Source organism: Nocardia vermiculata NBRC 100427, assembly GCF_001613265.1.
GTDB classification, from domain to species: domain Bacteria; phylum Actinomycetota; class Actinomycetes; order Mycobacteriales; family Mycobacteriaceae; genus Nocardia; species Nocardia vermiculata.
Map to the genome: position 1 here is coordinate 418934 of NZ_BDCA01000002.1, position 22735 is coordinate 441668.

A 22735-nucleotide genomic window follows, 5' to 3' on the forward strand; every position below is an offset into this window, starting at 1 on the left:
ATGCCGCGCAGGTGAGGATCACTCTGCCGCCGGGCCGTACCCCGTTGTAACGTCCGGATCATGACCTCGCTCGCACAACATCTGCTGTGGTTTCTTCCGATGCTGTGGCTCGGCATGGTGTTGGCGATCTCGTTTTTGGAGACCCCGCTGAAGTTCCGTGCGCCCGGCGTGACGCTGGCGCTCGGACTGGGCATCGGCCGGTTGGTCTTCAAGGCACTCAACATCGTCGAGTGCGTCCTGGCGGTGCTGTTGCTGATCTCGGCGGCGATCGTGGGGGCGAGCGGCGCCACCTGGGGCTGGCTGCTCGGCGCGGCCGTGGTGCTGGTGATCCAGGTCGCGGCGGTGCGCCCCCCGCTGACCCGCCGGTCGAACCGGGTCCTGGCCGGCGCGGAGGGGCCGCGGTCGACGGCGCACTACTGGTATATCGGATTCGAGCTGCTCAAGATCGTGGCGCTGATCGGCCTGGCCATCGCCGCAGCCCCCTGAGCTGGACCTATTGACTTACGCAGGCTTTTGCCTGCATAATTTTCCGGTGGCACCCGAACCGGACGACATCGCGTTCGATACCGACGCGATTTTCAAGGCACTGGCCGATTCGACCAGGCGACTGCTGCTGGATCGACTTCGCGAGCACAACGGGCAGACCCTGCGCGAGTTGTGCGAACGGGTGGCGATGGCGCGGCAGTCGGTCACGCAACATCTCGACATCCTCGAGCGTGCGGGACTGGTCACCGTGCTGCGGCGCGGCCGGGAACGGGTGCACTACATCAACCCGGCGCCGATCCACGACATCGAACACCGGTGGATTTCCGGCTTCGACAAGCCACGACTGGATGCGATCCGCGCCATCCGGAATCAGGCAGAGGAGTATGCAATGAGCACGACTGTGCCCACCTACGTCTACGTCACCTACATCCGCGCCGATGCCGAGCAGGTCTGGCGGGCGTTGACCGATGCCGACCTCACCGCCCGCTATTGGGGGCACGCGAATATCTCGGACTGGCAACCGGGTTCGAGCTGGGAACATCGGCGAACCGACGGCTCGGGTATCGCCGATGTGGTCGGCAAGGTGATCGAATCCGATCCGCCCCGTCGATTGGTGATCACCTTCGAGGACACTCCGGCCGAAGACCGCGAGCCGTCCCGGGTCACATTCCTGGTCGAACCCCATCAGGAGATCGTCCGGCTCACCGTGACCCACGAGATGCTGCCGAACGAGGAAATGCGGCAGGGTATTTCACAGGGGTGGCCTGCGGTGCTGGCCAATCTCAAGTCACTGCTCGAGACGGGCGAGGTGCTACCGCAGGCCCCGTGGGAGATGACGCACGAGCCGGTGTGACCGCGCGGGTCACACCGCGGCGCGGGCCAGGATCGCCTCGGTGTCCACACCGACGGGGAGGGTGCCGAATGCGATACCCCAGTCACCACCGAATCGGCTGCTGCAGAACGCGTCTGCGATCGCGGCATGACCGTGGCGCACCAGCTGTGCCCCCTGGAGAACCAGGGCCATCAGCTCGATCACCCGGCGTGCGCGGTACTCGATATCGGTCAGATCGGTCAGCTCCTTCCCGATCCGATCGATCGCGTCGTCGAGATGACGGTTGGCGCCGCGCGCGAGGGAGACTTCGTTGAAGTAGGCCTCCACCGTCTCGGGTTGACGTCCCATGGCACGCAGGGCATCCAGCGCCGCCACATTGCCCGAGCCCTCCCAGATCGACATCAGCGGCGCCTCCCGATACAGCCGCGGCATGCCGGATTCCTCCACGTACCCGTTGCCGCCGAAGCATTCCAACGCCTCGGCGGCATGGGCCGGTGCACGCTTGCAGACCCAATACTTGGTGACCGCCAAGGCGATCCGGCGCAGCGCCGCCTCGGCCGGGTCGGTGCCGGCGCGCTCGGTGGCACCGGCCAGCCGCATCATCACGGTGGTGGCGGCATCGGATTCGATGATCAGGTCCGCCAGCACATTGCGCATCGCGGGCTGATCGATCAGCTTGGCGCCGAACACTTCCCGATGCGCGGCGTGGTGCGCGGCATAGACGACTCCGGTGCGCATACCGGTCGCCGAGCCGACCACACAGTCCAGGCGGGTCATATTCACCATTTCGATGATGGTCTTCACGCCCGCGCCCTCGGCACCGACGAGCCACCCCGCCGCGTTCTCGTACTCGATCTCGGAGGAGGCGTTGGACTTGTTGCCCAGCTTGTCCTTCAACCGCTGCAACCGCAGCGCGTTGCGGGTGCCGTCGGGCAGCACGCGCGGCACCAGGAAACAGGACAGGCCGCCCGGAGCCTGCGCGAGCGTGAGGAACAGGTCCGACATCGGCGCGGAGGTGAACCATTTGTGGCCGACGAGGCGGTAGGAACCGTCGGGCTGCGGAGTGGCGGTGGTGGTGTTGGCCCGCACATCCGAACCGCCCTGCTTCTCGGTCATCGACATGCCCGCGATCAGGCCCGCCTTGGCGGACGGCTCCCGCAGCCCGAAGTCGTAGCTGCGTGAACCCAGTAGCGGTTCGTAGCGGGCGGCGAGCTCGGGATTGTGCCGCAGCGCCGGCACCGCGGCGTAGGTCATCGAGATCGGGCACATATGCCCCGCATCGGCGACGCCCCAGGTGAAGAATTTCGCGGCGCGAGCCACATGACTCCCCGCGCGCTCGTCCAACCAGGGGCTGCCGTGCAGACCATGCCGCACGGCCACGTCCATCAGGTTGTGCCAGTACGGATGGAACTCCACCTCGTCGATGCGATGTCCGTAGCGATCGTGGGTGTGCAGGACCGGCGGATACTCGTTGGCCAGCCGGCCCCATTCCTGCACCTGCACACTGCCTGCGAGCGCACCCAGTTCGCGCACCTCGGCCTCGGCCCAGCCTGCACCCTCGCGATGCAGGCCCTCGATCAGGGCTGGGTTGCGGGAGAAGTCGAACGGGGTGATCGGCGGAACCTGATTGAACACGTCGTGTGTGGGCATCTGAGTTCTCCTATCCGGATGCGCCGGGGTCGGGGGCGCGGAGGTCGTTTCGGGAGGTGCCGGCGGGCCGGACACCGAGCGCGCGCAGGGCGAAGGCAACGAGTTCGGGGACCACCGATTCACCCTGCAACCCCTCGGCCAACGGTCCGACCAGCACCTCACCGATGGCACCGACCAGCGCGGCGGCGGCGGTACTCGGGTCCTGGGGCGGCAGCCGTCCGTCCTCGACGCCCTGGGCGATGGCTGATCGGAAGGTTTCGGCGAAGGCACGGCGGAAACGCAGCCGCTCGGCATCTACGGTGGTGTCCACCGGCTCGGCGAGCAGCACATAGGCGAGCTTCGGATTCTTCAGCGCCCGGCCGGCGAAGGTCTCCACCGCGGCGGTGACCCGATCGAGGGCACCACCGTCGGCGCCGGCCTGCGCGACCGCGGCGACCTCGCGCGTCACCACCTCGCGGAAGACCGCGGTGATCAGTTCCGCCTTACCGCTGAAGCTCTTGTACACGGTGCCGGTCGCGACTCCCGCCGCCGCAGCGACCGCGGCCATCGACAGCCCGCCGAAGCCGACTTCGGACAGCACTCGGGTCGCCGCATGCACGATCGCACGCGACTGCGCGTCGAGCCGAGCCTGCACGGCCGGGGTTCTGCGGTACGCCACCCAAGAAGTGAATCATGGATTCATTTCTTCTCGCAAGGGGTCGGCGGCCCGTATGGTCGGAAATTGTGAGCGTAAGAATCGAACGCAACGGCCCCGTGTTCACCGTCGTGTTGGATCGCCCTGAAGCCCGCAACGCCGTCGACGGCCCGACCGCACAGGCACTGGCCGACGCCTTCCGGGAGTTCGATGCCGACCCGGACGCCGCGGTCGCCGTGCTCTGGGGCGACGGTGGGACCTTCTGCGCCGGCGCGGACCTGAAATCGCTGGGCACCGAGACCTCGAACCGGGCCGAAACCGACGGCGACGGCCCGATGGGCCCGACCCGGATGACATTGTCCAAACCCGTGATCGCCGCGATCTCCGGTTATGCCGTGGCCGGTGGGCTCGAACTGGCGCTGTGGTGTGATCTGCGAGTGGCCGAGCAGGACAGCACCTTCGGGGTGTTCTGCCGCCGCTGGGGCGTGCCGTTGATCGACGGCGGGACGGTACGGCTGCCGCGCATCGTCGGCGCCGGTCGCGCGATGGACATGATCCTCACCGGCCGGGCGGTGGCCGCCACCGAAGCGCTGCAGATGGGCCTGGTGAATCGCGTCGTGCCCACCGGCGAATCCCGCGCGGCGGCCGAACAACTCGCGGCCGAACTGGCGGCATTGCCGCAGTCGTGCCTGCGCTCGGATCGGCTGTCCGCACTCGAGCAGTGGGGACTGGACGAACACACCGCGATGGCAGCCGAATTCGGCCACGGGGTGCGCAGCCTGGCCGACGGCGCACTCGAAGGTGCCCAGCGCTTCGCCGGTGGTGCGGGCCGCCACGGCGCCGACGGCTGACCGGCGAGATGGCCCGCCTCACGGTGGTCGACGAGATCTTCCTGCGCGGCCACCGCGGACTGGGCACCCCGAGCGCGTTGCAGGGAATATGGCGCACCGCGGACCCGGTGGATCGGCCGCTGCTCGAACGGATCCATGCCGCGCTGCGGCTCGGGCCACTGGGCCGGCGGGTGGTCCGTTCCCGGGTCCCGGGCGCACGACCGTCGTGGCGCCGCAACGATTCGGCTCATCCGCTGCGGATCGCGGACGAGCCCCTCGCCGGCCCGGAGCTGCTGCGCTGGGCCGAGGCACAGGGTGATGATCTCGACCCGGAATTCGGACCGGGCTGGCGACTGTCGGCGGCAGCGTTGCATGCGGGCGGCTCGCTGGTGGTGCTGACCTGCTCACATGTGCTCACCGACGGGCGCGGCCTGGCCCTGGCCGTCGATCACGCCCTGTCGGGCGCACCGGTCACCGAATACCCGCCCCCGCAAACAGACTGGGCCGATGCGCGCCGACAATGGGCGACCGTGCTGGCGGGCACCGCGCGCGCCTTGCGCCGCGGGCTACCCGAGCCGCCGGACAACCCACCGGGCCGGGGCCCCGCCACAGCACCGAGTAGCGGTGCGATACTGCAGTTTCCGGCCGCACAGTGGGATTGTGCGGCCGTCGACCGCGGCGGCACACCGAACAGCCTGTTCCTGTCGATGGTGTCGCAGTTGCTGTGGAACAGCGGGTTTCCCAGCGGCCGGATCTGCGCTTCGGTTCCGGTGGACACCCGTGCCGAACGGCGGGTCGACAACGACATGGCGATGACGCAGGTGTGGATCGACCCCACCGACACCCCTGCGACGCTGCGCGAGAAATGCCGGGCCGCATATGAATACCGAATATCGGCACCGGACGGGATGCCTCCTGAGCTACTACAGGTACTCCCCGACCGGCTCGCGCACCGGCTGTCCCGCGGTGCCGGCGAGCGGGACATCCTGTGCTCCAATATCGGAGCCCTGCCCGCAGCACTCACACAGTTGGGCCCGCACAGCTGCTCCGGGGTCGCCGCCCGTGCCATCCATCCCGGGCTGCACACCCTTCCGCGCACTCGCCTGTCGGCGTACCTGACCCGCATCGGCGACAGCTACACTCTCGCCCTGGTCAGCCCGGGAGCCGCACCCGCGAGCTCCCTCCCCTCGGCTTCGGGGCCGGCACAAGCCTGGTTGTCCGGCAACGGTATCGACTGCACCGTCTGGTGAGCATGGGCGTGCCGGGACCGATCTCCCGCCCCCGGTTCACCGAGCCGGTTCGGTCCAGGTCACCGGCAGTTCGTGCACGCCGTAGATGTTCATATCCGTCCGGAGCTTCACCTCGCCGGCGGGAACCGCCAACGCCAGGGTCGGGAATCGACGCAACAGGCTCTCGAAGCCGACCCGCATTTCGATCCGGGCCAGCTGCGCACCGAGGCACAGATGGACGCCGTGCCCGAAGGACACGTGCCCGCGCGCCTGTCGACCGATGTCGAGGGTGTCGGGGTCGTCGAAGCGAGCCGGGTCGCGGTTGGCGGCCAGCAACGAGATGACGACCGTCGATCCCGCCGGGATGGTTTCCCCGCCGAGTTCGATGTCCTCGGTGGCGTATCGGAAGAAGATGTCGGCCACCGACAGGTAACGCAGCAGTTCTTCGACGGCACCGGGCATCAGCTCGGGATTCGCCCGCAGTTCGGCCAGGTGCGCCGGATGTTCGAGGAGTGCGAAGGTACCCAGGCCCAGCATGTTGACGGTGGTCTCGTGCCCGGCCAACAACAGCAGGAATGCGATACCGGTCAACTCGTCAACTCCCAGGTCGTCCTGACGGGCCAGATCGGACAGGATGTCGTCCCCGGGCTCGGCACGTTTGCGCGTCACCAGTTCGGCCAAGTATGTCGTCATCGCCCCGTAGGCACTCATCTTCTCCTCGAGTTCCTGCTCCCGGACCATGAACCGGGCGGTGTTCGCCTGGAACGTCTCCCGATCGGCATAGGGCACCCCGAGCAGTTCACAGATCACCAGCGACGGCACCGGCAGCGCGAATTCGGCGACCAGGTCGACCGGCGGGGTCAGCTGCGCCATCCGATCCAATTGCGCCCCTATGACATCGGTGATGTGTCCCTCCAGCTGCTGCATCCGCCGCGCCGTGAAGGCGCCGGTGAGCTTGCGCCGCAACCGGGTGTGATCGGACGGATCCATGGCGACGAACATGCCGGGGATCGGCGGGGACGGTTCGGTCGGGGCCGGCATCCCCGGGGTCTCGTACGGGACGTGCACGACGCCGAGGTCCAAGCGCGAACTGAACCGAGTGTCGGCAAGCAGCGCCCGCATCGCGTCGTAGCCGGTGACGAGCCAGCCGTCGTGGCCGTCGGGAAAAACCATCGGACTGACCGGACGCACCTCCCGCAACCGGGTGATCTCGCTGGGCGGATCGAAGGGGCCCGCATCGCGCTGCATGGGCAGGCCGTGCGGAACGGAAACGGATCGGTTCATCGGTAATCCAATCTCGGTAGTTGTCGGATGGTGCTCAGGCGGCGACGCCGTGCCGGACGAGCACGTTGCCGTAGGAGTTACGGGCGTATACCTGCACGGTGTTCTCGTCGTCGGCCCGCTCGACCGGACTCATCAGGTTGCGGGTACCACCGTGCGGTGCGTCGATCTCCACATACGCCGCATGCCCCGCGCGGACACCGACTTCCAGTTCTCCGTGCGAGGTCTCGAGCCGAAACACACCGCGTGCGGCGTCGTCGATCCGGATATCACCCTGGGCGGTCTTCGCCGTCACCACCGCCCCCGGCCGTTCGATGGCAATGTCGCCGGCGGCGATCTGCACCTCGCATCGGCTGAGTTCACCGGCACTCAGCAGCCGGCCCGCACCGACGGTGGCGTGCAGTCGGGAGCCGACGGGTACCTCGACGATCACCTCCACCGACGGGTTACCGCCGAACGGGGTGTAGGTGCGCCAATCCTTCGCCGCGATCACGCTCAGCGCCCCTTCGGCGCATTCGACCCGGGTCAGTTCGGCAGCGCGCACATCCGCCTTCCTGGTCGCATCGACCGGACGCACCTCGACCACGACATCGTCACGCTCGGAGGCGATTACGGTGACAACACCGGACAGGATGTCGACGGTCGCGGCAATCGGTCCGGACAACGGGAATGTAGCCATGAGCTGGGCTCCTTCGGTACGGAATCGGTTGTTGTGACTACCTTCGCCGCCGCCGCTGACAGCGCCCTGACACCGTTCTGACACCTCCGCTGACGCGGGACTCCCGGGGCAGACGGCAGAATGGCGGGGTGCAGATCGGAATGCTTGGGGCGCTCGAGATCCGAGTAGACGGAGGTGAGTTGCTCGAGGTACCGGGTGCCCGGCTGCGGGCGTTGCTGATCGGCCTCGCGGTGGAGCCCGGCAGGGTGGTTCCGAAGGCGGAGCTGGTCGATTGGATCTGGGGGGAACGACCACCGGCTGATGCCGCGAATGCGCTGCAGGCCCTGGTTTCCCGGCTGCGCCGGGCCCTTCCGTCCGGTGTGCTCGAGGCGCAGCCGGGCGGATACCGGCTCACCGTGGCGCCGCACGCTGTCGACGCCCTCCGATTCGAGCGGCTGCTCGACCAGGCCCGCGGTGCCGATGCGGCCGGGCGAGCCCGGCTGCTGGGCGAAGCATTGGACCTGTGGCGCGGTGCGGCGCTGCAGGACGTACGAGGTGACGACAGCGCGGCCATCGAGGCCGTGGTCACCCGGTTCGAGGGCCTCCGGCTCACTGCCCTGGAGGACCGCTACGAGGCGGAGCTAGCGCTCGGACACGGCGCGGAGCTGGTCACCGAGCTGACCGACCTGGTGGCCCGCCATCCGATACGGGAACGGCTCGTCGCCGCGCTGATGCGCGCGCTGGCCGCGGCGGGCCGGGCCACCGAGGCCCTGACGGTGTACCAGCGCGCTCGCGAAACCCTCGCCGACACCCTCGGGGTAGATCCCGCACCCGAACTCGCCGATCTGCACGTCGCACTACTGCGTGGCGATGTGACTGCGCGCGAGGGCGACCGCCGCACGAATCTGCGGGTGGAGCTGACCCGATTCGTCGGCAAGCACACCGATATCGCCGCCGTACGTGATCTGGTCGGCCGGCATCGGCTCACCACGCTCACCGGGCCGGGCGGGTCGGGGAAGACCAGATTGGCCACCGAAACCGCGCGCACCCTGGTCGATGATCTGCCCGACGGGGCCTGGCTGGTCGAGTTGGCTCCGCTCGACGGCGCCGGCGAACCGGCGCGGTCGGCGCTGGCCGCCCTCGGACTGCGGGACGCACTGCTGGGCGGTGCCCCGGACGCGGAACCGATCGACCGGCTCGTCGCGGCGATCGGTGAGCGTGAACTACTGATGATCCTGGACAACTGCGAGCATGTCATCGAATCCGCGGCGGCATCGGCGCACCGGCTGCTCGGGGAATGTCCACGGTTACGCATCCTGGCCACCAGCCGCGAACCGCTGGGCATCACCGGTGAGGCACTCTGGCAGGTCGAGCCGCTTGCGTTGCCCAGCGACGACAGCGACCCCACCGCGATCGAGCACTCCCCCGCGGTGCAATTACTGCGGGACCGGGCGAGCGCCGTCCGCAAGGATGTCGCGGTCGATGCCGGTGCTCTGGCCACCATGGCACGGGTGTGCCGGGCACTCGACGGGATACCACTGGCGATCGAACTCGCCGCGGCCCGGTTGCGCACCATGACCCTCGAGCAGCTCGCCGACCGTCTCGACGATCGGTTCCGCCTGCTGACCGGTGGTAGTCGTACGGCGATGCCGCAGCACCGGACGCTGCGGGCAGTGGTCGACTGGAGCTGGGAGCTGCTCAGCGACACCGAGCGGTCGGTGCTGCGCCGGCTCGCGGTGTTCTCCGGGGGTGCGAGTCTGGAAGCCGCCGAACAGGTCTGCGCGGGCGAGGGCGCGGACGCGGTCGAGCGCTGGGAGGTGCTCGAGGTACTCACCGCGCTGACCGAGAAGTCGCTGCTGCTCAGTGCCGCCGGCAGCGAGCCCCGCTACCGGATGCTGGAGACGATCAAGCAGTACGCACAGGACCGGCTGGCCGAAGCCAGGGAAGCAGAACATATTCGCCGCCGCCATCTTTCGTATTTCACCCGGGTCGCCGACACCGCGGAACCGCATCTGCGGCGCGCCGAGCAGTTGCAGTGGCTCGCCGTCCTGGATGCCGAACACGGCAACATCGCGGCCGCCATGCGCGGCGCGCTCGCCGCCCGCGACGAACCCGGCGCCCTGCGACTCGCCGCGGCCGCCGGTTGGTACTGGTGGCTCGGCGGGCACAAGGCCGAGGGCATGGAGTTCATCATCGCCACCTCGCGTATCGGAGGAGACGGCTGCGACGTGTCACCACCCGGTCCCCTCGACGAATACCGGGCCAGGGTGTTCGGACTGGTCGTGCACTTCATCAGTTCCGGCCCGAACGATGAACACCAGGTCGCCGAGTGGATTCACCGAGCCCGTCGCTACAGCCCGGACGACGGTGGCGACTATCCGCTGTTGGCGTTCATCGGCGCGCTGGAACGGATGTTACAAGGGGGCGACGCCGTGCTGACCGCCTTCGAACCGCTGCTCACGCACCATGATCCATGGGTGCGGGCACTGGCGCGCTTGCAGATGGGAAAGGCGCGTATCGCGCTCGGCCTCCCCGGCCGCGGAGCGGACGAGCAGCTCGAGGCCGCCCTCGCCGAATTCCGCACGGTGGGCGAGCGCTGGGGCATCTCCTTCGCACTGACCGAGCTGGCCTACCGGATCGCCATGCGCGGTGAATTCGCCTCGGCCTGCGCTCATCTCGACGAGGCGATCGATGTGGTCACCGAAGTCGGTGCGATCGAGGACATTCTCCTGATGCGGGCCCGGCAGGCGCAGTTCCATTGGCTGCTCGGTGACCCGGAGGCATCCGCTGCCGCGATGCGCGAGGCGCGGCGGTATGCCGACCGGTCCTCGTGGCCCAGCGCGCTGGCGGAACTCGCCTTCGTCGAGGCCGAGCTGGCCTGGTGGCAGGGCGATCGGGAACGGGCTCGCCAACAGGTCGAGATCGCGACCTCGCTGCAGAGCAATACCGTGCAACAAGGCTATGTCGAGGCCGTCGCGAGCAACCTGCTCGGCGCGCTCACCGTGGATGTCGATGCGGCCCGCGCACACCATGTCCTCGCGCTGCGGGCCGCGAGCGACACCGGATATATGCCGCTGATCGCGCCGATACTGGTCGGGATCGCGGCTTTCGCACTGCGGATCGACCGGCCCGAACGGGCGGCCCGGCTGCTGGCGGCGAGCGCGGCCCTGCGCGGGCTCACCGACAACTCCCACCCCGACGTGGCGCGTGTCGAACACGAGGCACGACAGCGCCTCGGCGACACCGGGTTCACCGAGGCGATGCGGGCGGGAGCGGAAGCGAGCTGGCAGGAACTGGCGCAGACTACGCTCGCTTGTTGAACGTGGCGCGCGACCAGAAGTGTCCGAGGACGGCGAATCCGGCCCGCGCACCGCGTGCTCGAACATCCGGCGAGACCGCCGCACTGCCGCAGCGGTCGCTGTTCGAGCTACAGGTCACCCGGACCTCGACCGGTCACGGCTCGACGGCGCGTTCCGAGTCCGACGGCGAAGTGACGTCCGTGGCACGCGCACGGATATGTCCCGGCACCTCACGAGCGGGTGCGAGATCGGCCGACGGAACAGCGCTGTCGAATCCCCGGCGGACCGGCAGCAGGCCGGCCCACGAGTCACTGCCGAGGTCGGCAGGGTCGTCGGCGGGGTCGCCGCGGCGGGTTTTCACCGACGCCTCGATGAGATCGAGCGCCAGCACCGCGGTCGCCGCCAGTTCCTTCTTGTCCGGCGGGCGGACGGTGTCCCATGCTCCGGGCGCGGAATGTTCGACGACGGCACGCAGGGCCGCGAGACGCTGCTCGTGATCGGTGATCTCGACCGGGCGACCGTGAATCACCGCGGACCGGTAGTTCATCGAGAAGTGCATCGCCGCCCGCGCGTAGACGATGTGGTCGACCAGTGTCACAGTGACCGAGACATCCCCGGTGCAGGCCGCGCGCAGATTGCCGGCACCGGTGGAGCCATGCAGGTACAAGGTGTCGCCGATGCGGCCGTAGGCAGTCGGTAGCACCACCGGGGAGCCGTGCAGCAGTACACCGAGGTGACAGATCAACCCCTCGTCGAGGACCTCGTACAGGGCCGCGCGATCGGTCGCGAACCGCTCGCGATAGCGCGTCGGCGTACTCCGCGCTGTCGAGGACAGCGGCGTTCGGGTGGACGTCGTATCGGTCATTCTGCCAGCATCTATCCTGAAGTGGCATTCTCGAATATCCAATACTGCTCACTTTCCAGAGTCCACTTTCGAAGTAGATGCTGCGGGAGGCCCGGTGCAGGAACTGCCGTTGACGATCGACCGCACCGCACAGCGACCCCTGTCGGTGCAACTCGCCGATGCGCTGCGCGCCGCAGCCCTGGACGGGCGGTTGCGCGCCGGCGACCGGTTACCCTCCACCCGCGCGCTGGCCGGACAACTGCGGACGAGCCGCACCGTCGTCACCTCCGCCTACGACCAACTGCATGCGGAAGGCTGGATCTCCGGCCGGCACGGATCCGGCACCTACCTCACGGCCGCCCCGACGGCGATACCGGACAATGTCGGCCGCGCTGCGGTGGCCCGCGACGAACCGCAGTTGTCGGACCTGTTCTCCGGCTATCCGTGCGTGGCGGCGCTGGACCGGGCGGCGTGGCGCAGGGCCTGGCGCGGGGCGGGCGACCGGATGCCGTCCGAACACAAACACCGGGCCGGGGAGCCGGATTACCTCGCCGCCGTCACCGAACATCTGCTGCGGCATCGCGGACTCGGCCCCGGCGCCGATTCGACGGTACTGGCCACCGCCGGAACCGGTTCGGCGGTCGGCGAACTGGCGCGCTCCGTGCTACGCCGCGGTGACGCGGTGGCCATCGAGGATCCGGGATATCTCCGGGCGGCCGGGGCCCTGCGCGACGCGGACATCCGAGTAGTCCCCGTCCCGGTGGATGCCGGCGGCATCCGTATCGACCGCATCCCCACCGACGTACGGGCGGTGTATTGCACTCCGGCACACCAGTTTCCACTCGGCGCGCGGATGCCTGCCGGCCGCCGGATCGAGCTCGTCGCATTTGCCCGGCGTACGGGTGCCTGGATCATCGAGGACGACTACGACGGCGAATTACGGTACGACAGCGCGCCGTTGCCGTTGCTCGCCACGCTGGCGCCGGATCGGGTGATCCATCTCGGCACCACATCGAAGATTCTGTCCACCACGCTGGGCGCCGGATGGCTGGTCGCCGGGCAGGAGGTGACGACAGCACTGCTGGCCCACCGGGAAATGGTCGGCACCTCCCCCGCTCCGGCGGGCCAGCTGGTCGTCGCCGAGCTCGCCCGGCACGGCGACCTGGCCCGCCATCTGCGCCGGCTGCGCCGGGAGATGCCACCGCGCCGGGCCCTGGTGGTCGAGGAGTTGCGCGCACACGGGCTCGACGTCACCGGTGATCACGCCGGCTCACACGTACTGGTTCCGCTGGGTTCGGCCGCCGCCGAGCAGGCCGCGGTCACCGCGGCCCGGCAGCGCGGCGTCCTGCTCGACGGACTGCGACGCCACCACCTGGGCCGCCGATCGACATTCGGTGTCGTCCTCGGCTATGCCGCATTGCCACGCACCGAGCTCCGGGCGGCGGTCACCATCGCCGCCGAGTGCCTCGCCGCCGCCCGGTGAACAGACAGCTTCGCCGGACTGCCGGGCTCGCGCACCGGCGACGTCGGGTTCCGCCCACGATCACGACCGGCAACAACCGAACGCGCCGGCAGCGCGGTCGTACGATGGGCAGCATGACCGAACAGGACATCCTCGCGCGTATCCAGGGCCTGGTTCAGCAGGAGCACCAGCTGCGGTCCAAGGCCACCAGCGGCGACCTCGATCCCGAAACCGAGCGAGCGAAACTGGCCGATCTCGAGGTGATGCTCGACCAGTGCTGGGACCTGCTGCGACAGCGGCGGGCCCGCATCGACCAGGGCGCCGACCCGGACGAGGCGCAGGCGAACCCCACGAAGCAGGTCGAGGGGTACCTGCAGTAACAGATACCATCGGGTCATGCTTGACATCACGACCGCTGACGGCGTGGTCCGCGGTATCGGACGGCGGCGCATTCTGCAGTGGCGCTCCATTCCGTATGCCGCCCCACCGGTCGGTGAGCTGCGGTTCCGCGCTCCACAACCGGTCGCCCCCTGGTCCGGCGTGCGTGCGGCCACCGAATACGGTTTCGCCGCGATGCAGTCCCGCGACGGCGCCCGCATCGGCCCGGGTAAACCCCAACCCACCAGCGAGGACTGCCTGACCCTGAATGTCACCGCACCGGCCGAACCCGCAACCGTGCCACGGCCGGTCATGGTGTTCGTCCACGGCGGCGGGTATGTCCTGGGCACCTCGGCCTTGCGGTTGTACTCCGGCGGCCGGCTGGCCCTGCGCGGCGACGTGGTCGTCGTATCGCTGAATTACCGCCTCGGCGCCTTCGGCTATGTCGATTTCAGTGAATTCTCCACCTCGGCACGCCCTTTCGACTCGAATCTGGGCTTGCGCGACCAGGTGGCGGCTCTGCAGTGGGTACAACGCAATATCGCGGCGTTCGGCGGCGACCCGAACAATGTGACGGTCTTCGGCGAATCGGCGGGTGCCAATGCGGTGGTGAGCCTGCTCGCCACGCCGGCCGCAGCTGGACTGTTCCACCGCGCCATCGCCCAAAGCGCACCGGCGGACTGGGCGATGAGCGCGACGGCCGGACGGGTGTTCGCCCGTCGCTGCCTGGAGAAGCTCGGGGCAGCACCGGCCGATGCGGCCGAGGCGCTGAATACTGCTCCTGCCAACGAGATTCGTAAGGCGGTCGACCGCGCGATCGGTGCGGTGCTGTGGCAGCAGCCCGGGAGCTTCCCGGCGGCGCCCGTCGTGGACGGTGACTTCCTGCCGATGAATCCGATCGAGGCGATCGCCACCGGAAACGCGCATGCGGTGCCACTGATCATCGGCACCAACCGCAACGAGGCGACCCTGTTCAAACGCTTCGATCGCAGCCTGCCGACCACTCCGGGACAGCTCCATGTCGCCCTGTCGCGATGTGGTGACCCGGAGCTCGAAAAGCGGGTCGTGGCAGCGTATCCCGGTTACCCGGCGCGCGCGGCCGCGGTGCGGATGGGTGGGGACTTCGTCTTCTGGCGACCCACCATCGAGGTCCTGGAAGGACACAGCCGCCATGCCCCCACCTATGCCTACCGGCTCGACTATGCCCCACGCGCCCTGCGGCTCGCGGGCTTCGGGGCCACACACGCCCTGGATCTGGTTCCGGTGTTCGGTGGGGTGGACAGCGCGATCGGGCGCGGCATGACCGCCGCGGGCGGCTATCGCGACTTCCTGGCGGTGCAGCGGGAATTCCAGGACAACTGGTTGTCGTTCGCCTGGAAGGGGCAACCACTGGCGTCCTGGCCGCAATACACCGAGCAGCGCCGCAGCACCCGGATCATCGACAGTCCCGCGCGGGTGGAGGTTGATCCGGATCGCGCGAAACGTCTTGCCTGGCAGGGAGTCCGAGTCCCCGACCTGGTGTGATCGGACCGCCGGCTATTTCAGCAGCCGGGACATGCGGCGGTCGGCGAGGATCTTGCCACCGGTCTGGCAGGTCGGGCAGTACTGGAAGGACTTGTCCACGTAAGCGACCTCGCGCACGGTGTCCCCACAGACCGGGCACGGCAGCCCGGTCCGCGCGTGCACCCGCAGCCCGGCCCGCTTCTCCCCCTTGAGCCGCGCCGCGTCCTGCCCGGTGGAACGGGTGATGGCGTCGGTGAGTATCTCCCGCATGGCGCGGTACAGCTCGCCGGCCTTGTCCGGGCTCAGTGTCGAGGCGGTGGCGAACGGCGACAGCCGCGCCGCATGCAGAATCTCGTCGGAGTAGGCGTTGCCGATGCCGGCGAGCACGGTTTGATCGGCCAGCGCGGTCTTCAATCGTTTCGAGGATCCCGCCAGCAGTTCGGCGAACCGGTCCTCGGAGATCTCGAGGGCATCGGGGCCCAAGCGAGCAATACCGGGAATCGACTGCGGATCCGCGGTGACCCATACCGCGAGCCGCTTCTTGGTGCCGGCCTCGGTGAGGTCGAAGGCGGGTGTGGCCCCCTCGGGAGTGAAGAAATGGACCCGCAGCGCGAGCGGACCCTTGCCGGGCTTCGGTGGCGCCACGCTCGGCTCATCGATCCAGCGCAACCAGCCGCCGCGCGACAGATGCGTGATCAACCACAAGCCGGCACAGTTCAGTCCGAGGTGTTTGCCCCAGTGACCGGCGCCGGTCACATCGCGGCCGGACAGCGCGGTCACCGGCGGGTCGAATGTCTTCAGCACACTCAATGCCGCGACATCCACACGTCCGACGACCGCGCCGACGGCATGCTCGATCAGAAACTGTTCGAGGGCCACGATCTCCGGCAACTCGGGCACCCCAGCAGACTACCGGCAGACACCGACAACCTGCGGGTTTCGCCCCCGACCGTCTCGGCAGGCGCGCCGCTACTACATCTGGGCAGGAGCATCGGGAGCAGCCGGTGCGGCAGGCGCGGGTACACCGGGCGCCACCGCACCCTCGATCGCACCGACTCCGGCGCCCACCGCGGCCCCCGCAGCCGCCGCCGGAGCCGCGATCACCGCATAACCGATGGCGGCGCCGACGACCGGCATCACCACCAGGCCCGCCGGCAGGAACGGAATACCGGCGACCAGGCCGGCGACCCCGCCGACCAGCGCACTGGTGCTCGCGATCGGGCTGCTCACGATATTGCCGACGCTGGCCCCGACGACGGCGCCGCCGAGGGTGTCCGCGGCGATCCGGTCCGAGCGCGACGGCTCGAAGCCGGCGGAATCCAGCCCGCGCGCCAGATCCGCCTCGGCCTGCGCGGCCGAATCGTTGATCTGCGCGGTCGTCTGCGGATCGATGAACCCGGGCGCCTGCGTCTGCACCGAACCGATCCGGATCATGCCTTCCGGCGCCTGGATCGGGGCCACCTCGGGCGCGAGATGTGCTGGATCGGGCAGGTGCAGCGCACCCGGATCGACCAGTGCGGGAGCGGCCAGATCCGGTACGGCGCGCATACCTTCGGCCGCATTACGGGCCACCGCGGCGGGCGCACTCACCTCGGGGCCGGCGGCCGGGGCCGGGTCTGCGATGGCGCGAGCACCGTCGACCACGGTGCGAGCCACCTCGGTGGGGCCGGGCACCGCAGGGGTGTTGTCCGGGGCGGTCGCGGTGTCCATGATCGGCGCGACCGCCGCATCGGTCGCCGCCGACGGCACGAACTGCCAGGGGCCGGGGGCCGCCTGCGTCAGCGCGTGGTCCACGGCGCCGGCGGCACCGGCGAATCCGGGGTCGGAGGTCACCGCGGTCGGCAGCACCCGGCCGGCGATATCGGTGACCGGGCCCGCGAGCGGTGTCGCACCGGAATCGGTGGCCGGGGCCGCCGCTTCGGTGGGCGCCGCACCGGCCGGAGCCATCTGCCACAGCGCGACGCTCAGTGGTAGCGCCCCCACCAGCAGTAGGGATCCACCACGCTTGGCCCGCTGTTTCGATGCCGCCGAATGCCGCGCTGCCATGAACAACCTCCCAGTCGGATACCAATTCGATGACAGTGATTCGAGCCTGGTGGTGGTACGGATCACATCGGCAGCGATATTTCCCGGAACATCGTTATTGTCCGGACTCCGGTGGCATCGTGGCGGCACGCGACCGTGGCATCGTGGCCGCGCACGGCCTGGGGCCCTCAGCTCCGCCGCAGCAGATAGATATCCATGATCCATCCCTTCGCTGCGCGAAGCTCGTCGCGGCGCCGAACGATCGAATCACGCACCGCCAGCAGCGGACCCTCGATCAGCGTTTCGTCCGGCATGCCCAGATAGGCGCCCCACCAGATATGCAGATCGGCACCGGTCAGCTGGGTGAACGAACATTCCCCGTCGAGCATCACCAGCGTCGACTCACCGGCGGCGACCCCCTCCTCGCGGAGGCGTCGACCAGTGGTGATGTGTACCGGCTCGCCGATCTCGTGCAACACGATGCGATGCGCGGCAGCCAGCGACTGGGCACTGGTCACACCCGGAATCACCGTGTAGTCGAATCGAGTGCCGGCCTCGAGCACCCGCTCGACCATGCGCAGGGTGCTGTCGTAGAGCGACGGGTCACCCCAGACCAGGATCGCGCCGACACCGTCGGTGTCGTCGAAGGCCCGGCCGAGCAGCTCGGCACGGCGCCGATGCCAGTCGGCGACCACATCGCGATAACCACCGGCGGAGTCGACGGTGCGTTCGCGCGGCGGGTCGGCGATCTCGACCACGCGGTGACCCGGATCGGCGTACTCGGCGAGCAGCGCCGCCCGCACCTCGGTCAGTTCGCGCTTGACTTCCCCCTTCCCGATCACGAAGAAGGTATCGACCCGACCGATCGCCTCGATCGCCTGCACCGTCACCTGGCGGGGATCACCGGCACCGATCCCGATCACATAGAGCCTTCGCACGATCACCCAGCTTTCCAGCACCCCCGGTGCCGGGCCGGGTGCGGCCCCGGGAACAGCACCGGCCGGGTCGCCCGCGGCACCGGCGGCCGGGTGAAACGGGGTGCACGGTGGCTGCACGTTACCGGCGGGGTAGCCCTCGCTAGGCTGGCCTGCATGGACAGCGCACCCACCTCACCCACTGCTCCCGGTGCGCATACCGCCGGTGGCAGCTCCGGGGCGATCGATACCCAGTACGAGGACCTGTTGCGTCTCGTACTCGAACACGGCACACCGAAAGCCGACCGGACCGGTACCGGAACGCGCTCGGTCTTCGGCCATCAGCTCCGTTACGACCTGTCGGCGGGTTTCCCGCTGATCACCACCAAAAAGGTGCATCTGAAATCCATCGTCTACGAATTGCTGTGGTTCCTGCGCGGCGATTCCAATGTCGGCTGGCTGCACGAGCACGGCGTCACGATCTGGGACGAATGGGCCGACGAACACGGCGAACTCGGCCCGGTCTACGGCGTGCAGTGGCGGAGCTGGCCGACCCCGGACGGCGAGCAGATCGATCAGATCGCCCAGGTGCTGCACACCCTGCGCACCAATCCGGACTCGCGCCGCATCATCGTGTCCGCCTGGAATGTGGCGCAGCTCGACGAGATGGCGCTGGCGCCCTGTCATGCGCTGTTCCAGTTCCACGTCGCCGACGGCAAACTGTCCTGCCAGCTGTATCAGCGCAGTGCCGATCTGTTCCTCGGGGTGCCCTTCAATATCGCCAGCTATGCCCTGCTGACTTTGATGGTGGCCCAGCAGTGCGAACTCGAACCGGGTGACTTCATCTGGACCGGCGGCGACTGCCACATCTACGACAACCACGTCGAGCAGGTGAGAGAGCAGCTGACCCGGGCGCCGTACCCGTTCCCCCGCCTCCACCTGCGCCCCGCGCCGACCCTGTTCGATTACGAGTTCGAACATGTGGAGCTGCACGATTACCGGCACCATCCGGCGATCAAGGCTCCGGTGGCGGTATGACCCGGGTCGGGATGATCTGGGCACAGACACCCGCCGGTGTGATCGGCGCCGACAATGCCATTCCGTGGCGGGTGCCGGAGGACATGGCACATTTCAAGGCGGTCACCGCGGGCCATCCGGTACTGATGGGCCGGCGCACCTGGGATTCACTGTCACCGCGGTTCCGGCCGCTGCCGGGGCGCCGCAATATCGTCATCACCCGGCAGCCGGACTGGGCGGCACCGGGAGCCGAGCGCGCCGGCTCGATTCGCCAGGCCCTCGAACTGACCGGCACCGACCCCGTGTGGATTATGGGCGGTGGTGAGATTTATCGCGCCGCAATGGATTACGCAACCGAGCTGATGGTCACCGAGGTCGACGCCGATATTCCCGGTGATGCCTACGCCCCCGAGATCGCGGCCGACTGGCAGGCCGAGGACACCCCGTGGTCGCAGTCGCGCTCGGGTCTGCGCTACCGGATCCGGCACTTCACCCGCGCAAGCGCACCGGCTGCCGCCCGCTGACGGCCGAGCTCTGCTCCGGCCGCGTACACATCGGTATCGAACCCGAATCGCATCCGCGAAACGCCCGAGCGCCCGCGGCCGGTCCGGCATACTCACCGATATCCAGCCTGTGACCACAGCCCGATCCCGGCTGAACCGCGCGAGAGGCAGATGATGGACAAGAAATCGCTGACAGCCGTAGCTCGCCAACAGTTGAAACTGGCTGCGTCCGCCAGCAGCGGACGCAGCTCGCAGACCATCTACGGCGGCCACACCCACAGCCTGCGCCAGACCGTCATCGCCCTCACCGCGGGCCAGAGCCTGGCCGAGCACGAAACCCAGAGCGAGGCCACGCTGCAGGTGCTCACCGGCGTCCTCACACTGATCAGCGGAACCAAGGAATGGAAGGGGTCGCCGGGCGATCTGCTGGTGATTCCGGCGGCGCGCCACAGTGTGAAGGCCATCGACGATGCGGCGTTCCTGCTGACCGTCGCGAAGTGACCGGCTCATCCGAGGACGACCGGACATGTGAGTCGGCATACATGCCTCGCTCCGGTTGCGCGCCGTAGGCTGTTGATCATGGGTGAGCCGCAGCCGATTCTCGATCCGCTCTCGCGGGCCGCGATCTTCCTCGTCGCCACCATCGACGAGGGAGGTGAGCCTGCCGTGCGCGACTTCCTGGCGGATCTGGCCGGGTTGCGGCGTTCCGTCGGTTTCCGGGTGCCGGATTCGCATCTGTCGTGTGTCACGAGTATCGGCTCGGCAGCCTGGGATCGACTGTTCGCCGGCCCGAAACCCGCGCAGCTGCACGAATTCCCGGGCTACACCGGAGCGGTCCATCAGGCCCCGGCCACGGCCGGTGATCTGCTGTTCCACCTCAAGTCCGATACGCCCGACGCCTGCTTCGAACTGGCCATGCTGATCGATTCCACGCTGCGCGGCGCGGCGACCATCGTGGACGAGACCGTCGGCTTCCGCTATTTCGAGCAGCGAGACCTGCTCGGATTCGTCGACGGCACCGAGAATCCCGAAGGCACCGACGCCGTGGCCGCCGCGCTGATCGGCGCCGACGACCCCGAATTCGCCGGTGGCAGTTATGTGGTCGTGCAGAAGTACCTGCACGACCTGGACGCGTGGAATGCGCTCACGGTGGAGGAGCAGCAGCTCGTCATCGGCCGCACCAAACTCGAGGACCGGGAACTGTCCGACGAGCAGAAACCCGCGGATTCCCATGTGGCGGTGAACACTCTCATCGATCCGGACGGCACCGAGCGCAAGATCCTGCGCGCCAACATGCCGTTCGGCAGTGTGCGCAAAGGCGAGTTCGGCACCTACTACGTCGCGTACGCCGCCACCCCGGAAGTCACCGACCGGATGCTGGTGCGCATGTTCCTCGGCAGCGACGAGGCCGCCTACGACCGCATCCTCGATTTCTCCACCGCCGTCACCGGCACCCAGTTCTTCACCCCGTCCAACGAGTTCTTCGACGACCTGCCGGATGCTCCCGTGCAGGAGGAGGAACTCTCGGCAGCCGGTATCACCGAGCTGCCCGCGGCCGCGTCTTCCGGCGACGGCTCTCTCGGTATCGGCACGTTGAAAAGGATTCCTTCATGAACAATCTGCATCGTGAGCTCGCGCCGATCACCTCCGAAGCGTGGTCGGCTATCGAGGAAGAGGCGACCCGCACCTTCCGGCGCCATATCGCCGGACGCCGGGTGGTCGATCTATCGGGTCCACACGGAACCGACTACTCCGCGGTCGGATTGGGACGTACTACCAGCATCGACTCTCCCGATCAGGGCGTGCAGGCACGGCAGCGCCAGGTCGCGCCGCTGGTGGAGCTGCGGGTTCCGTTCACCCTGTCCCGTGACGAGCTCGACAATGTCGAGCGCGGCGCACAGGATGCCGATCTGGACCCTGTCAAGGACGCCGCCAAGAAGATCGCCTTCGCCGAGGATCGCGCCGTATTCGAGGGGTATCCCGCGGCCGGTATCAGCGGTATCCGTGCCTCGGCGTCCAATGCGCCGGTCACGGCACCGAGCGATCCGACGTTGATCCCGGAGGCCATCGCCCAGTCCCTCAGCGAGCTGCGGCTGGCCGGTGTGGACGGCCCCTATTCGGTGCTGCTGAGTGCCGATCTCTACACCGGGGTCAGCGAGACCTCCGATCACGGTCATCCGATTCGCACCCATATCGAACGCCTGATCCCCGGCGGCGAGATCATCTGGGCACCCGCCATCGACGGTGCCTTCGTCCTGACCACCCGCGGTGGCGACTTCGATCTGCAGCTGGGCCAGGATCTTTCGATCGGCTACCTGTCACACGACGCGGATACCGTGCAGCTGTACTTCCAGGAGAGCCTGACCTTCCTGGTGTACACCGCCGAGGCCGCGGTGGCGCTGCACAGCTGACCGACAGCGGGTCGGGGCGGGCCGCCGGTGGGGTGGACAACAGCACGCCGATCGGTACCGTGTACGCGAGATATCGGCGGGTGCTCACGCACCGCGGAACCTGGGAGGCGGCGTGGACGCGCACATGTGGTCCACCGTGACCGGTCGGACCGACCCGATCGGATCGGTGCCGGAATGAGCGACGAGCTGCCTCCCGTTCCCGGCGAACGGCCCGACACCGCGCCCCGCCTCGGTGATCCACCGAAAGCAGTCCGGGCCGGTGTCGTCACCATGCGGCGCATCGCGGCCTATTCCGCCGGTGCCGCCCTGTCGGTTCTGGTCGTGACGGCTGTGGTGGTCGCGTGCTTCGGGCTGAACCGGATCTTCACCGGATTGTTGCTGGGTGCGATCGTGGCCGTTGCCGTGCTGGTGACATTGTTCGGCCGGGATACCGTCGTCCTCACCGACCGCGCCATCTACCGGCGCACCCCGTGGGCCGAGTCCCGGCTGGACTGGAGCCGGGTGGTCGCGGGCCGCTTCGCGCTCGACGAACGGTCCCGCTGGTCACTGGCACTGGACCTGAGCGGTGACGAACCACATGACGAGCTGGTGCTGCTGAGCATTCCGCCGGTGGAGCACCCGGTGTCCAATGCCTACGAACATCGCAAACGCGAGCAGGTCGCACAGGTGCGCCGGCTACTGCGGGACAAGCGAGTACCGGTCACCCTGCTGCCGGAGATAGCGTCGGCCCTGCACGAGCATTGGAAACTGGCCCCCGCCGCCAGGTGATCACAGCAAAG

Annotated in this window: 22 protein-coding genes; 14 read left to right on the plus strand and 8 right to left on the minus strand. The window is 68.5% G+C overall.

Annotation, left to right across the window (positions count from 1 at the left end; translation table 11 throughout):
- The first annotated feature begins 60 nt into the window (after positions 1-60).
- A complete protein-coding gene (locus NV2_RS05595) occupies positions 61-486 on the plus strand; it encodes a hypothetical protein (RefSeq protein WP_067870178.1) in 426 nt (141 codons plus the stop codon).
- 46 nt (positions 487-532) lie between these two features.
- The gene (locus tag NV2_RS05600; RefSeq protein WP_245662454.1) at positions 533-1339 is read left to right on the plus strand and encodes an ArsR/SmtB family transcription factor; all 807 of its coding nucleotides are present in this window, start codon (positions 533-535) and stop codon (positions 1337-1339) included.
- Positions 1340-1348: 9 nt separating this feature from the next.
- Here NV2_RS05600 and NV2_RS05605 read toward each other — a convergent pair whose 3' ends face one another.
- Both NV2_RS05605 and NV2_RS05610 read right to left on the minus strand, forming a co-directional pair.
- Positions 1349-2968, minus strand: coding sequence for an acyl-CoA dehydrogenase family protein (locus tag NV2_RS05605; RefSeq protein ID WP_067870180.1), 1620 nt, complete (start codon positions 2966-2968; stop codon positions 1349-1351).
- A gap of 10 nt (positions 2969-2978) precedes the next feature.
- Positions 2979-3626, minus strand: coding sequence for a TetR/AcrR family transcriptional regulator (locus NV2_RS05610; RefSeq protein ID WP_067870182.1), 648 nt, complete (start codon positions 3624-3626; stop codon positions 2979-2981).
- Between the two features lie 65 nt (positions 3627-3691).
- Here NV2_RS05610 and NV2_RS05615 point away from each other — a divergent pair, with 65 nt between their 5' ends.
- Both NV2_RS05615 and NV2_RS05620 read left to right on the plus strand, forming a co-directional pair.
- Entirely contained in the window at positions 3692-4453 is a 762-nt protein-coding gene (locus NV2_RS05615; RefSeq protein WP_067870184.1) for a crotonase/enoyl-CoA hydratase family protein, read from the plus strand.
- 8 nt (positions 4454-4461) lie between these two features.
- Positions 4462-5682, plus strand: a complete 1221-nt coding sequence (locus NV2_RS05620) for a hypothetical protein (protein WP_157102754.1) — start codon at positions 4462-4464, stop codon at positions 5680-5682.
- 36 nt (positions 5683-5718) lie between these two features.
- On the opposite strand, the gene NV2_RS05625 is transcribed toward NV2_RS05620, so the two are convergent.
- Complete coding sequence (locus tag NV2_RS05625) at positions 5719-6945, minus strand: cytochrome P450 (protein WP_067870186.1); 1227 nt, start codon at positions 6943-6945, stop codon at positions 5719-5721.
- Between the two features lie 34 nt (positions 6946-6979).
- Positions 6980-7621, minus strand: coding sequence for a DUF4097 family beta strand repeat-containing protein (locus tag NV2_RS05630; protein ID WP_067870188.1), 642 nt, complete (start codon positions 7619-7621; stop codon positions 6980-6982).
- Between the two features lie 128 nt (positions 7622-7749).
- Between NV2_RS05630 and NV2_RS05635 the strand changes: the two genes are divergently transcribed.
- The gene (locus tag NV2_RS05635; RefSeq protein ID WP_067870190.1) at positions 7750-10920 is read left to right on the plus strand and encodes an ATP-binding protein; all 3171 of its coding nucleotides are present in this window, start codon (positions 7750-7752) and stop codon (positions 10918-10920) included.
- Positions 10921-11053: 133 nt separating this feature from the next.
- Here the strand turns inward: NV2_RS05635 and NV2_RS05640 are convergent, their stop codons facing one another.
- Positions 11054-11764 (minus strand): pyridoxamine 5'-phosphate oxidase family protein, encoded by a 711-nt coding sequence (locus NV2_RS05640; RefSeq protein ID WP_067870192.1) that lies wholly within the window; start codon positions 11762-11764, stop codon positions 11054-11056.
- A 94-nt stretch (positions 11765-11858) separates the two neighbouring features.
- Here NV2_RS05640 and pdxR point away from each other — a divergent pair, with 94 nt between their 5' ends.
- From pdxR to NV2_RS05655, 3 genes are all read left to right on the plus strand, one after another.
- Positions 11859-13226 (plus strand): MocR-like pyridoxine biosynthesis transcription factor PdxR, encoded by a 1368-nt coding sequence (gene pdxR / locus NV2_RS05645; protein ID WP_067870194.1) that lies wholly within the window; start codon positions 11859-11861, stop codon positions 13224-13226.
- 113 nt (positions 13227-13339) lie between these two features.
- On the plus strand, positions 13340-13585 hold the full coding sequence (locus tag NV2_RS05650) for a DUF2630 family protein (protein ID WP_067870404.1): 246 nt from the start codon (positions 13340-13342) through the stop codon (positions 13583-13585).
- A 16-nt stretch (positions 13586-13601) separates the two neighbouring features.
- Positions 13602-15107: a carboxylesterase/lipase family protein gene (locus tag NV2_RS05655; protein ID WP_067870196.1), complete on the plus strand. Its 1506-nt coding sequence runs from the start codon at positions 13602-13604 to the stop codon at positions 15105-15107.
- Between the two features lie 12 nt (positions 15108-15119).
- Here the strand turns inward: NV2_RS05655 and NV2_RS05660 are convergent, their stop codons facing one another.
- The 3 genes from NV2_RS05660 to cobF form a co-directional block, all read right to left on the minus strand.
- A complete protein-coding gene (locus NV2_RS05660) occupies positions 15120-15986 on the minus strand; it encodes an Fpg/Nei family DNA glycosylase (protein ID WP_067870198.1) in 867 nt (288 codons plus the stop codon).
- 72 nt (positions 15987-16058) lie between these two features.
- Positions 16059-17132, minus strand: a complete 1074-nt coding sequence (locus NV2_RS31320) for a hypothetical protein (protein WP_067870200.1) — start codon at positions 17130-17132, stop codon at positions 16059-16061.
- A 167-nt stretch (positions 17133-17299) separates the two neighbouring features.
- A complete protein-coding gene (cobF, locus tag NV2_RS05670) occupies positions 17300-18049 on the minus strand; it encodes a precorrin-6A synthase (deacetylating) (RefSeq protein ID WP_067870406.1) in 750 nt (249 codons plus the stop codon).
- Positions 18050-18268: 219 nt separating this feature from the next.
- On the opposite strand from cobF, the gene NV2_RS05675 reads away from it, so the two are divergent.
- From NV2_RS05675 to NV2_RS05700, 6 genes are all read left to right on the plus strand, one after another.
- Positions 18269-19063: a thymidylate synthase gene (locus NV2_RS05675; RefSeq protein WP_067870408.1), complete on the plus strand. Its 795-nt coding sequence runs from the start codon at positions 18269-18271 to the stop codon at positions 19061-19063.
- The gene (locus NV2_RS05680; protein ID WP_067870202.1) at positions 19060-19566 is read left to right on the plus strand and encodes a dihydrofolate reductase; all 507 of its coding nucleotides are present in this window, start codon (positions 19060-19062) and stop codon (positions 19564-19566) included. Before NV2_RS05675 ends, NV2_RS05680 begins: the two co-directional genes overlap by 4 nt.
- A gap of 153 nt (positions 19567-19719) precedes the next feature.
- Positions 19720-20046 (plus strand): cupin domain-containing protein, encoded by a 327-nt coding sequence (locus NV2_RS05685; protein ID WP_067870410.1) that lies wholly within the window; start codon positions 19720-19722, stop codon positions 20044-20046.
- A gap of 78 nt (positions 20047-20124) precedes the next feature.
- Positions 20125-21159, plus strand: coding sequence for a Dyp-type peroxidase (locus NV2_RS05690; RefSeq protein ID WP_067870204.1), 1035 nt, complete (start codon positions 20125-20127; stop codon positions 21157-21159).
- Positions 21156-21956, plus strand: coding sequence for a family 1 encapsulin nanocompartment shell protein (locus NV2_RS05695; RefSeq protein WP_067870206.1), 801 nt, complete (start codon positions 21156-21158; stop codon positions 21954-21956). The genes NV2_RS05690 and NV2_RS05695 overlap by 4 nt, the downstream gene beginning before the upstream one ends.
- A 174-nt stretch (positions 21957-22130) precedes the next feature.
- Positions 22131-22724, plus strand: a complete 594-nt coding sequence (locus NV2_RS05700) for a hypothetical protein (RefSeq protein ID WP_245662455.1) — start codon at positions 22131-22133, stop codon at positions 22722-22724.
- The last annotated feature ends 11 nt before the right edge of the window (positions 22725-22735 follow it).